At 38.1% G+C, this 12,534-nt stretch carries 11 protein-coding genes; 5 read left to right on the top strand and 6 right to left on the bottom strand.

Annotated features, from left to right (window positions below):
* Nucleotides 1–138: 138 nt before the first annotated feature.
* Together PHC76_RS14295 and PHC76_RS14290 are read right to left on the bottom strand one after the other, a co-directional pair.
* Nucleotides 139–1,092, bottom strand: coding sequence for a nucleotidyl transferase AbiEii/AbiGii toxin family protein (locus PHC76_RS14295; protein WP_299974991.1), 954 nt, complete (start codon nucleotides 1,090–1,092; stop codon nucleotides 139–141).
* The gene (locus PHC76_RS14290; protein ID WP_300210607.1) at nucleotides 1,077–1,784 is read right to left on the bottom strand and encodes a DUF6088 family protein; all 708 of its coding nucleotides are present in this window, start codon (nucleotides 1,782–1,784) and stop codon (nucleotides 1,077–1,079) included. Before PHC76_RS14290 ends, PHC76_RS14295 begins: the two co-directional genes overlap by 16 nt.
* Before the next feature lie 913 nt (nucleotides 1,785–2,697).
* Between PHC76_RS14290 and PHC76_RS14285 the strand changes: the two genes are divergently transcribed.
* Nucleotides 2,698–3,024, top strand: a complete 327-nt coding sequence (locus PHC76_RS14285) for a hypothetical protein (protein ID WP_299974996.1) — start codon at nucleotides 2,698–2,700, stop codon at nucleotides 3,022–3,024.
* 242 nt (nucleotides 3,025–3,266) lie between these two features.
* Nucleotides 3,267–3,689 carry a rhodanese-like domain-containing protein gene (locus PHC76_RS14280; RefSeq protein ID WP_299974999.1) on the top strand — a complete coding sequence of 141 codons (423 nt, stop codon included), beginning with the start codon at nucleotides 3,267–3,269 and terminating at the stop codon, nucleotides 3,687–3,689.
* A gap of 17 nt (nucleotides 3,690–3,706) precedes the next feature.
* Here the strand turns inward: PHC76_RS14280 and PHC76_RS14275 are convergent, their stop codons facing one another.
* Entirely contained in the window at nucleotides 3,707–4,960 is a 1,254-nt protein-coding gene (locus PHC76_RS14275) for a Fic family protein (protein ID WP_299975002.1), read from the bottom strand.
* A 386-nt stretch (nucleotides 4,961–5,346) separates the two neighbouring features.
* Between PHC76_RS14275 and PHC76_RS14270 the strand changes: the two genes are divergently transcribed.
* The 3 genes from PHC76_RS14270 (at nucleotide 5,347) to PHC76_RS14260 (ending at nucleotide 8,839) form a co-directional block, all read left to right on the top strand.
* Nucleotides 5,347–5,955, top strand: a complete 609-nt coding sequence (locus PHC76_RS14270; RefSeq protein WP_299975005.1) for a DUF6088 family protein — start codon at nucleotides 5,347–5,349, stop codon at nucleotides 5,953–5,955.
* On the top strand, nucleotides 5,955–6,992 hold the full coding sequence (locus PHC76_RS14265) for a nucleotidyl transferase AbiEii/AbiGii toxin family protein (protein ID WP_299975007.1): 1,038 nt from the start codon (nucleotides 5,955–5,957) through the stop codon (nucleotides 6,990–6,992). The genes PHC76_RS14270 and PHC76_RS14265 overlap by 1 nt, the downstream gene beginning before the upstream one ends.
* 239 nt (nucleotides 6,993–7,231) lie before the next feature.
* Nucleotides 7,232–8,839 carry a type II toxin-antitoxin system HipA family toxin gene (locus PHC76_RS14260; RefSeq protein WP_299975010.1) on the top strand — a complete coding sequence of 536 codons (1,608 nt, stop codon included), beginning with the start codon at nucleotides 7,232–7,234 and terminating at the stop codon, nucleotides 8,837–8,839.
* Nucleotides 8,840–9,637: 798 nt separating this feature from the next.
* Here the strand turns inward: PHC76_RS14260 and PHC76_RS14255 are convergent.
* The 3 genes from PHC76_RS14255 to PHC76_RS14245 form a co-directional block, all read right to left on the bottom strand.
* Nucleotides 9,638–10,153, bottom strand: a complete 516-nt coding sequence (locus PHC76_RS14255; protein WP_299975013.1) for a hypothetical protein — start codon at nucleotides 10,151–10,153, stop codon at nucleotides 9,638–9,640.
* A 14-nt stretch (nucleotides 10,154–10,167) separates the two neighbouring features.
* The gene (locus PHC76_RS14250) at nucleotides 10,168–10,992 is read right to left on the bottom strand and encodes a nuclease-related domain-containing protein (protein ID WP_300210605.1); all 825 of its coding nucleotides are present in this window, start codon (nucleotides 10,990–10,992) and stop codon (nucleotides 10,168–10,170) included.
* A 152-nt stretch (nucleotides 10,993–11,144) separates the two neighbouring features.
* Nucleotides 11,145–12,534 (bottom strand): hypothetical protein (locus PHC76_RS14245; protein WP_300210604.1); only part of this gene is annotated, 1,390 nt, incomplete at its 5' end.

Below are 12,534 nucleotides of genomic sequence, written 5' to 3'. Positions count from 1 at the left end.
AGTGTTTTCCGACACCATCAGCTAAATGATGGTTTTAACGCTCAACAAGTCATTTACTACTATACGAATTGAATAACTTTAGGGTTTTCCGTCGTTTAAAACTCTAATTGTAAAAACTAGTATCTTATCGATTACTGTCTACTGCAACCTTTGACGAACCAAAGAGTATGTGGCAATAATGTCTTCAAATGATGGCAATTCACCATAAACTAAACTTGAGAACGTTGTTTCATAGTATCGTTGCAATGGTGCCATCGTACCAGTATGATCCATATTAACCGGTGACTCCAATATAGGCTTGCTTGCCCACTCTGCAATATTACGATCTTCTTCTATCACCGTATTCATCATTTCTCTAAAGACATCTGATTGAAAAAATTGATATGTCTTTTGATCTTTTAACAGCCAATAGATATCATAGAAATGGCGTATCTTTGCTTGTAGATAATCATGTCCTTCATAAGATGCCCGAGAAACTGCACTGATTTTTTCACACAGAGTTCTTTGTGTTTCAAGAACATTTACCTCAAATGATTCAAGTCCATATTGTTGTATTAGATCATTAGCGCCTTTTGAGATCAAAAACTCAGTAATGTAGGTTGTAATATTCTTTCGGCTAAATGGTGTTGGGTTCGCAAACGCATTTAACTCCACAATTAAAACATCTACCGCATCGCCAAATTGTCCTTGTGCAATTCTCGGATAACGGTGAACAGTTTTTCGTAAACTCGACCCCTTACTTTCTTGTGAATGTTTTTCAATAACTTTCAAAATATCAGGCAGCAAAACGTGCTCAACCACTTTGAGCTTATTTTTGATTTGATTGCCATTTAGCCCATCAGCGATGTATGCCAGATCAATATCTTCTGAAAACCGGTGAATCATTTTGTGAGCTTTGGATAAAGCGGTTCCCCCTTTAAAGACGACACGATTAAATATTTCTGGGTCAGAATGAGCTAAGTTTCGTAAAATCATACATAGCCAATAATCTTTTTCAATGTAAATTTCACGCATGCCAAGCATATCTGCAGATAGCGTTATCAGTTCTGAGAAAAGCTCAGGATTTTCATGAAGCGTCATAGTATTTTCCATTCACGTCCATATTTTAAAACACTCTCTTTGATTCCCAGCCTAAACGTCGTTGTAGTGTTTAGACTTTGCTTGATTGCATCGGTATATTTCTTACAATCAAGCTCCTCCAAAATAGCACCGATCAATGCTCTGGTTCTCGGTGTGAAATCGAGTGTCAGTTTGGAGAGTTCTTTTTTTTCTACATCACTTAATAGCATAATAATACCCTTAATATTAACCAATACCTCTGAAGGTATTGTATCGGGTATCTTTTTAACTTGACGAAGAGCATCAAGGATTTGGAGTAATTGTGCATTTGTTTTTTTAGGAACGCTTCTTTGCCGAACCAGTTTGATTTTTGTGTTACCGATCATGATCGTTCGCGGTTCCATAGTTGTCGCAATTTCAATAACAGATGGTATTTGTGTTGTCAATCCTAACCGGTTATACGCCATTATTCCTGTCTCATACCCCTGACCTGCTTTTTGATAAGCTTGAACAATTGCTTCTTCAGTTGGACGAATCGGACCAAACATACCTTGAGCGGCTTTATAAAATCGTCCGCGTGTCAGTTTTTGAATAGCACCTTTTTTATAAAGACGAGAAAGTTCAATGGCAACGGCAGCTTTATCACATTTAAAATCATCATAAGTAAATATTTGACCATTGGGATATTTTTCAATCAATGAACGTACGACAGATGCCGATGACATGAGCTCTCCTTTTTTTAAAGAAAGTATAGCATATTTTGAAATGTATTTATATATTTTTACATATCTTATTTTTATAAATATTTAATTAAGATTAAGCTATCTATTGATAAACTTACACATATCTTTGATAAAAAACACCTCTATTGACTCACATCCAAGAGATGGAGTAGCTCTGCACAGCTGGAAAGCAATAGAGAAATGTAAAGATGAGCTGCTGGAAAATCCACCGGACAAAAGGCTCCGACATCGATGCGCGATGATCAACGGTACTAACTATACGTGCACTATACAGTAACGCGCAGATCAATTGGTCAAAGTTACAGAACCAGTTAGCACGAAATCATTTTTGAGAGGCAATATGCTCTTCAAAACATGAACTACCCTATCCTTCTTCATTCTAAAAACCCTTTTTAAGCCGCCCATTTTTGAATCATTTTTTCAATAAATTGAGACTAATTCTGAGGAACAGAGACGGCAACGACAAAGTCATTGTAAAAAAGTGGTTTAATGCCCTAAAAATCGAGCTTATTAAGCAATTAAAACCGCTTCAAAATACCCCATAATACCGCTTCAGAGACCTGAAGTACCTGTCGCTCTGCACGACTTAACATTAATTGAAAAAACCAAGCGATCCAACCTGTTGCAGACCTTAATCGCTTCAAAAACTCCGCACTTGATAGACTTGGAACAGCCCTACCCTACCCGTTTTCGCGATTACTAAAATCGCAGATGGCTACACGCCACCGACCACACTTACTGTTATCAATCTACCTGCTACCTCCTTGGGAGGGTGCTATGTGGAGCTCAATTATCCCAACTGCACGACGAGGTCAAGCCTCGTCATATACTCAATCGAGCGATTAAATACTCAAACCGTTTAACAATTCACACATACTAAAAAAGGAGCCTTCAAATGATTCACGATCTCTATAACACAGCCGGGCGCCTACACGGATTTCTCAAAAACAACCCAAATGCTACGCCGGATCAAATCCGAAAGTGGTTGGAAATTATCGATGCAGATCAAACTAAATTGGCTTCAAAAAAATCACGATTTTCAGGATTCAAACCTACCACGGCTGCTGCGTTACGACGCTATGAAGAGGACATCAATATCTTCTCTACTGAAGGGTTAGCGGAACGTGCAATTCATTCAGCATTACATAAACGCTATACATTCGCTAAAAACATACCTTCGGCATCAACCATTCGCCGTTTCTTGGAACGAAAAAATGGCTAACTTAAAAGGCTTAACATTTCAACAACAGACACGAGATGTGCCCTAGATTTAACCAATAAAAAGCAATCAAATGCTATACGGAAAATAAAAAAATAATGTTTTTCGACATAAAAGATAAGGCTCTAAATACTCTCAACAAATGTGAGTATTTGCTTATTACTACTTCGTCTTTGCAGATTAATCCCCAATATTATGCATGTAGAATTATGTTAGGCACTTGATTATCAGCATGATGCGATAGAATGGCAAAAAAATTGGAGCTTTTTATGCCTGCTGAAATCATTACTTGGGTTATTCCATCTTCTATCGTTTTTCTTTTTCTTGCTTATTCTAAAGGATGGATACTTGCAAATTTCAAATCGACTGTTCCATCAGAAGCATCTGAACTTTTAAAAAACAGCAAAGAAGTTTTTCTTTTAGATGTTCGAACCGACAATGAATTTTCTCAAGAACGGATCAAAGGAGCTACGTTAATCCCTCTGCATGAGTTAACAGAAAGTCTTTCGAAACTTGATAAAGTAAAAAATAAAACTATCGTCGTCTATTGCCGAAGTGGCAATAGAAGCGTCGGCGCCTCACGTATTTTGTCAAAAAATGGATTTAAACCTCTTAATCTTAAAGGCGGTATTAACTCATGGAAGCAGCAAGGATTTAGCATTGTTTGATCATAGGCGACCAAATCTTACAATGATTTTTTAGGTCTCCCCGCTCTTTTTCTCGCCACTATAATATCATCCCCTTGAATTACCGGCAATAATTCTGGGAATACGAGAGAGGCCATATGTGCAGGGAATCTAATTCGAATTGGACCTTTTGGTGAAGGGGTAGCTAAAAAATTCCGTTTTAAAAGTTCTTGAACAACCTTTGTTGTCGTTCTCTCCCCTGCTCCGATCACTTGAGCCATACTTCCTCGTGAGCTTTCCCCATGTAGCAACAGGTGCTTAAAGATGCTTGCAGAGCCTTTTGGAAGCTCGCCAATCCCGATTGTTCCGCTGTTAGCAAAAGCCACATAACTTTCAATACGGCTTGCAAGACCATCCATTCGTAATAGACTACCCATATAATCTACTTGATCTTCGGCTATCTGAAGCATGTATATGACAAATTCTCTCAAAGCAGCGGCAGACAGTTCCCCTTTTCCATCATAAGCGCCCTGTCGTTTCATATCCGCATGCTTTAGGTATTTCTTGTAATCATCCACACTTCTGGCTAACCCGCGAGATATATTCCATAATCCATAACCATTAAGCCCAGATCCAATCATAGCGCCATCCAACACAAGACGAGACACCCTACCGTTTCCATCAAGAAAAGGGTGTATCCATACCAAGCGATGGTGTGATGCAAGTGCGTATAGAAACTTTTTTGACACCGAAGTGAGATTAGATGATGTATTGTATAGGCTTGCATATTCATGCATCAAGCTCGGTACACCCTCATACTGTGGTGCAACGTATCCGCCTACCGCAACACCGCGTGTTCTAAATTCACCCGGAACCATTTTAACGATTTCGCCAGTCTCCGGATATTGTATATTTAGAAACTTTTCCATTCCCTCTTGGGTATACATATCACGATGAACAAATCGTATAAAGTCACTATCAAACGGTGATGTTTCCGGAATAAGCCTTTCAATCTCACGCTGTGTATGGATATGGGCAATAGAGAGCTTTTGAAGCTTATTGCTATTTTCTTCTTCAGAGAACTCTTTTCTCATCGCTTTTTCAATGTTGATAGGATGAGTACCGTCTGATTCAATCCGATTGGAATAGTAACTATTAGTGATCCGAAGCAGTTCTCTTACTTCATCTAGCACATCATGATTGAGACCGCCCGATAAAACGGCGCTCTTCATGCATATTCGCTCAGACCACTGTAGTAAATCATCATCCAGTTCCCCTCTCATATTGAAAGGTGCAATAGGGGTAAAAGTCATGTACGACTCCAATCAGTATATGTAGAAAGTATAGCATAATTATTGCGGATTATTTTACGGATATAAAAAGCCATTAAATAACCATATCAACTAAGCCTGAAATCTATATATGGAAATATTAATGCGGATACTTATGCGGGTTATTGATTAAAAGTAAGCGTTTTCCGACACAACAAACTATTTCATACTTTTTCCCATAATAAGGTGATTTATTAGTATACGAATTATATATTACTTAGGTTTTCTGACGTCAAGATCACGCCTTTTTAATTGCATGTTCTCAAAACAGTATGCGTTCACAATAAAAAAACTCAATTTTATAAACTCATTGAAATAATATTATGCTAAAATGTCTTTTATTTATTTATTATTTACGGACAATTATAATGCAAAATTCACTAACTCAACATATTAGGAACACGATTACTTCGCATAAAGCTGGATACGTATTCACACATGTTGATTTCTTTACCTTTGGAAATGAAGCTACTATTGAGCGGATACTATCACGCCTATTTGAAGCTGGTGAAATACGTCGCATTCGTAGAGGTTTGTATTATAAACCCGAAATAAGCCGTTGGGGAGAAGTTCCCCCCGCGCATTCGGCTATTGTCAATGCATTAAGCCGTATGATGAGAACCAAATTTCTCCCAGATGGTGCTAATGCTCTTTATCAATTGGGATTGACTACGCAAATCCCTATGAAACAGGTCTATTTAACTGAAAAGCAAATCGGTGATATCGTTATTGGAAAATCAAAAATCGAATTTCGTAAAGTATCGGAGAAAAAACTCTCCGGTCGGGGGAAAAGAGCAGGACTCTATCTGAGCGCTATTGAATATCTTGGTAAAGAAGAAGCATTTGATGAATCGTTACAGTCTAAAATAGCTGAGACGTTAAACGAAAAAGAGATTCATGATCTTAAATCTGCTTCAAAGAACCGCTCCGCTTGGGTTAAAGAAGCGGTTGAGCATATTATCACGAAGGCGTCATAGTGTATGAATTTATAAAACTCCCAAAATCTGATCGTGAAGCAGCCTTTCGCATTGCTTCAACGTATACCGGTTATCCTGCACATGTAGTGGAAAAAGACTTTTGGGTAACCTATCTGCTTGATACCCTCTTTAATCGCTTGACACATACACATCGATTGATGTTCAAAGGGGGAACTTCCCTCTCAAAGTGCTACAAACTGATTGAGCGGTTTTCCGAAGACATCGATCTATCTCTAAATATGGAAGATCTTGGATTCGGCGGAGACAAAGCTCCACATGAAATTGCTAAGTTACCAGAGAGTAAAAAGAAAGCTGAAAAAGCGGTTGAACTGCTCAAGTTGGCTGGCGAAGCATTTTTGAGAGATACCCTATTACCTATGCTTTCAGATCAAATCACAGCAGATATTGGATCAGCCAAAGAATGGAGTTTATCGATTGACCCAAATAACCCTGAAAATATTTTATTCCTCTACCCTAAATCTCTGAACACTAGTGAATACGGTGATCAGTATGTTAAACCGGTTGTTCTGATCGAGAGCGGAACCAAAGCGGCGCATGAACCGATCGAGCGTGTTGAAATCAAAGCGTTTATTGAGGATGCAATCGCTGAGATAAAAACATCATGTGAGGTTAATGTTCTTTCTCCAAAACGAACCTTCTGGGAAAAAGCGACTATTCTTCATGCGGAGAATAATATCAACAAACCTGATCGTGTCAAAGAGCGTCTCAGCCGTCATCTTTATGATCTAGTGATGCTCTATCGAAGTGATATCGGCAAAGAGGCCTTGAAAGATACAGACTTATTGGCAAAAGTAGCCGAACACAAAAAGTTTTATTTCCGATCCGGTGCAGCTAATTATGATGATGCCAAGCCGGGAACTTTAAAAATCGTTCCGCATTATGCGATTCTTCAAGCTTTTAAACAAGACTATGAAAAAATGGGAAGTATGTTTTCGGGAGAAATCCTTTCATTTGACGCCATAATCAGTGAACTAACACAACTAGAAAATAGTATCAATAGTTTCGTATCCGAATAAAAGAGCCCCCTCATAGGGATTAACTAAGTGTTTTTCATACACTGTTGAATATTTGATACTTATCACTAATTTCAGGTCATTTGACACTGTATGAATTTATCAATTTTAGGGTTTTCTGGCAGATAGTATTAATCAGTGGAATTACAGTGCTTAAGTTTCTCAAGACACCAACTAAGTTTATATTTATAATAGTCACTGTAAACTTAAACTAATTTAATACAGTGTCCTAAAAACCTTAAATGGATGGAGTTAACGTGAGAGCCGATATTACTGAGGTTTTAGAAATCATTTTAACGCTAAAAGAAGCTGAATCCTTAAAAGAGATCGAACGTAAAAGTGGTGTTTTTGGGATTAAGGATAAAAAACTTTTGCGTGTTCTCAATGAACTTATAGCTAGCAACCGAGTTCGTACACTCGGACAATCTGCATCAACTGTCTATTGGCAAAAAGATGTCCGTGAAGCTTATGCAAAAGATTATCGGATGATCTTTGTTCATAAAGCTGATCAAATCGCAGGTTACCTTTTTCAAAACGCTCAAGAGTTTGTATTCTGCTATGCTGATCGATACTTAACCCTGAATAAAGTAGAAATCCCAGGATTACCTTTAGATATAGTCCCCTATTCATCTTCAGAACTTCACGCAACGTTTGATGAGAATCTCCCCGAAGGGGTTAATCGTGAGATGCTAGAGCAAACATTAAACTCATCCGATGAGCTTGATATGTTGGTTCGATTAACACATAATATCGGCGATATTTATTTCACGCTCACCGGTGAGTCTCAGGTAGAATCTCAAAAGAACCGTCCCTCTTTTTTAAGCAATCTTGAGACTATATTAGGCCCTGCTCTCCCCTTCCCTGCTGTGCTTGAAAATTATACCCTCGACATCAATGAAGAAGAGTTGTTTCCTGAGGGTGAAGACCTCTCTCATTTTACCTATGACGAGCTTCCCGGGATCAGCGGTTTTCAATACAAACGGCTTGTTGATCTTGACCTAGAACACCATCGGATACATCAGGATAAATCCGATGGTATACGTGATTTTATTCTCAAACCTTACAGTCGATATAAAGCCGATCCTTCATCGCAATATTATCTTCCGCATTTAGCTTTAAATGAACATCTCTTTATGAGTTTTGCCAAAAATGAATTGGGATTTCGCGTTCCTCAATCGTATCTGATCAAACGAGAAAACGATGAAGAATTTCACTATCTTATCAAGCGATTTGATCGGTTAGGAACGTACCGTTTTGCAAAAGCAAACTTCTCCACTTATTTAGGTTTACGTGCTGAAAATAAATACAGTACCACGAGCGAAAAAATGTTTACTCGCATCAAAAAAGAACTCATCAGCGAAGCAGAACGCCTAGAACTTTTAAAGCACTATTTTTATTCTATGATCATCTCTCATGAAGATATGCACACGAAAAATTTATCGCTTATTATCAGCGAATCAATCAAACTTTTTGCACCCCTTTATGACATTGCAACGACACGTATTTATTCCAACACCAAGCACTACGATTCACACTTAACTATCGATGGACAGCGTAGCAATATTACACCCAGACATTTTGAAAAACTCGTAGATATTTTAGACGTGAACAAAAAAAGTTTTCGCTCAGAAGCTCAGAGAATTTGTGAAATTTTTCGCGACCGATTGCCGGAGTATATCAATGCAATTGAAGCACTTGGACCGTTGTCTTTTTCCACGATGAAACAAAAAGCCAAACCTGGACAAGCTCCGAGTTGGGTACCGAATAAAGAGTATGAATTAGCCGATGTATTACGGCGTTATCATGAAGAGAGAATCAACGAGTTGGTCAAACTGGGATGGCTAAAGTGAATTGCACAATTAGATAGTCCGACGAATGATTTTATACATATCACAGCCACACGTAAATGCAATATCTGATATAGACGCCGTAGCGTTTGTTATTCCGAAAGAATCGCTTCCATTCGAGTTAATTATCTCTTGAAGTCGATCATAGTATTGTTGAATACTTTCACCATCTTGCATCAACATTAAATGCCATATATCTTTGAAAATATTATTACCTCTTGCGGATATTTCGTACAAAAGAACTATAAAGATTCATGGTCATATATTAATAAAGAAATTATAGAGTATTTATGTTTACGTATTAGTAATTTATTTAGTAATACAAAAATATTGATAATACATTAAATAGTATTTTATAGAGTATTTAATGCATAACAAAACGACGTTTTATCTCACTACGTGTTACACCGTTTTTTTATGAAGTTGATTTAAGCTTCGCTTAATAATTATCCTTTGCCACAAAACAAAGACAGAATTTTTCTAAATCTTTTTATTATGATTTTTTTATGTATGTTTTTGATTTACTAATATGCTTTAAGATATGTCATAAGATATGTTTTAGGTATTAAAATCATTTTATTTTCAATATTAAAAAAATGTAAAAACCGTGTTTGCACTCATAGAGTGTTACACCTTCATTTTATCCAATGCTTTCAGCTAATTTTAATATTCAGACTACACCACCGCATAAACGCTTTTTAACATTTTGTTTAATTCATTTTATGCAGATAAAGATATGCTAATTATCTAACAAGAACCTGTGCAATAATGGCAAAGAATTTCTCCACCATTATTTTCTCCTTATAACTGTGACGCTTCATGCTTCGATTTTTGCTGGGCATCGTTAGAACTTTTTTGTTTGGCAATTTTTAATAGATTTTTATCGACGTAATTCAATTCCATTTCAAAGCTCATGTGCGGAGCGTTGAGCTGTATTTCGGTATTACCGTTGGTTAATTTGGCGGAGGTATCTCCAACATACGGAATATTAGAAGTGACCAGTTTATATTTGCTTTTCATCTGACCAAATAGATATTGAAATTTCCCTTTTGGAAAGGTGGTAAAGACTCCCATCAATTTTCCATTTTTATCGTAAATCACTCGTGCCGATTGCATCCCCTCTATCCCTAATTCACTCGTGTCAAGATCATATACATCACCTTGACTCAAATTATTGATTCCAACAAACTTGGAACTATATTTTTCTTTCATCATACTCACTGTAGATTTGCCGATTTCCAAACCAAACGGGGATGGATCAGCGTGTATTAGCGTGGTAGTTAGCAGCGTAGCTGCTAGGATAGTTTTTAATTTCATGAAGTCTCCTTTTTTTATCTTCGTGGTTGGTTGTAATAAGTATGATCTTTTCGAATTGATTCGACAATACGTTGTTGTTCATCTTGACTTAATTGGTACGTTGAGTTGCGCAAAAAACGTCCTAAATCCCAATCGTTTACCACAGCGGTGTAATCGACATTGAGATTATTAACTGCACCTAATTTTGAACGATCATGCGCCCATATAATTGAGCGATATACACGCAGTGATGGATAGCGTTTTTGAAGAAACGATTGGAGCAAATCGGATGATTCATTAACCTGACGGCTTGGACTTCTTCCCCGTTTATCGGCTATCGGTTTATTGGTTTCTACCAAGTTACCGTATTGATCATATTTGTCTCTCCACCATTGATCTCCATCACAAAAAATGGTTCCATTGCTGTATTTTATTTCGATCGCAAACACACCTCTCGAACCCACCAAAATTTGATCGATTTCCCCTTTGGCATTTTTATAACCATTGATCAGTGTCCACTGATCGTCGAGATTTGAGGATAAGAAGTTTTCAACTTTCTTTTCCCCTTCGTTACCGGCACTCCATATCTTTTCTTGATCTCCGGCACCTTGCATAATTGGACGAGACGGTTTACGTATCACATAGGCACCTATCATCTTAAAAAATCCGCTGAGGGTTTCCCAAACACGACGCTGATTCCAAGCCTCAGCTAGCCGTGCGCGAGCCTGTACTTTTCGCTCATCATGCTTCATCATTGCTTCGTTATACGAAAAGAGCCTGACATGATATTGACGTTGTCTCTCTTGCTGTGCTGCATTAAGTTGCGCAGTTGTGTGATCGGATAATATGATTTTTTGCATATATCTCCCTACTTCGATCTATCAGAGTTTCGTTCTACTCCGCCGGACATATTTGCTTCCGAGGCTGGAGAACGTCTTTTTAAAACCATAACAATGACAACTGCTAAAAAAACTAAGGGTACTATTTGTGCAATATAGTCCATGATTATCCTTTAACGACACCCAGCAGTTTCGCGCCCGGCAAACTGATCATTTCTCATATAAATCAGATTAACACTGCATTGATTCCCATAGGCTTGTCTACTGCACGTTACGGTATAACCATCAATTGACACTTTTCCCGCACCATATTGACTGCATTGCTGCACTAATGAGCCTTTAGCGTTTTGTATCGATTGAGGGAGTTTGAGATTAGAATAGACGAACCGCTCATCGGTAATATCTCGTGCTTCATTGTTTTGCACTTTATAGTTTTTGTAGGTCTTGTTTCCACCTACCTCTTGGATGTTAACTAGCTTGCTCATACCGTTATCACTATAGAGAGTAGAGACCAACTTTCGGTTGCCGATATTATTTTCACTTTGAGCTCCTAATGGGAGCATTGAAGTTGAGAGAGCAAGCCCTTGCATCTGGATATCCAATACGTCACTTTGATCAATGACACGGTTATTTTTTGCATACGTTGGAGCCGTATCGGTGAGTAGCATGAATTTAAACGGTTCAGGCTTTCGTAAAATAAACGGATGTTCGATATTGATACATCCCATCTCACGTTTGAAATTGACCAGTTTGGTATAGATATTTGTTTCACCGCCATCGACAATGAGTTGACCTGATGCCTCTTCACAATACTGTCGTGCCATTTCGTTGTAGTCAGCACCGCCTATGAATTTATGCTCAAGGAGATATTTGTTCCCTTTTTGCTCCGTTACATACTCGGCAAATAGTGACTCGATTGTTTTAGAGATCTTCGGCTTCGCAAAGTTCTCTGTCGCTACCACTTCACTAAATGTAATAACCATAGTGTCCGGATAGCGTTTGGTTTTAGCCGTATAGATGGTTTTACCGGTATCGATTGATTTACATGTTGTGTCGTATTGAAAGCTCTCAGGTCTAAGAACATCCGTATCGGCGATAAAACCTCGTTTGAGACGCTGATCGCTAAAGAACTCCCTAAAGTCGCTTCGGGATTTTACAAAGAAAAAGATTTTATCTTCAAGATTTAGTTTAGTATATTCGGCTCGCTGTTCGCTTGAGAGTGCTTTGACTTTAGCATGATCAAGGCTGTGTGCCTCTACCGTATCACCAAAACTGTCCTTGATTGTAAAATAGACATCTCCACCATATGCGAAGCATTGACGCTCTAGCATATCTTTAGCATCACCACTTCGGGTTTTATACGTTATTCTCCCTCCCATAAGGGGAAGTTCTTCAATCGGTGTGACTACTTCAATGGTATTAGATGCATCGGTTGTTTTTACTTCAATCTTCATCTCTTTCATCCCGGCAATAAAGGCATTGGAAATGGGTTGTAGATCAGCGTATAACACGGTACTTAGGGCTAAGGTTATGAGTATATTTCTTGAATTCATAGTGCAGTTT

Origin of the sequence: Sulfuricurvum sp., from assembly GCF_028710345.1 — a bacterium.
Lineage (GTDB): Bacteria > Campylobacterota > Campylobacteria > Campylobacterales > Sulfurimonadaceae > Sulfuricurvum.
This window is presented reverse-complemented; position numbering and strand designations above follow the sequence as displayed.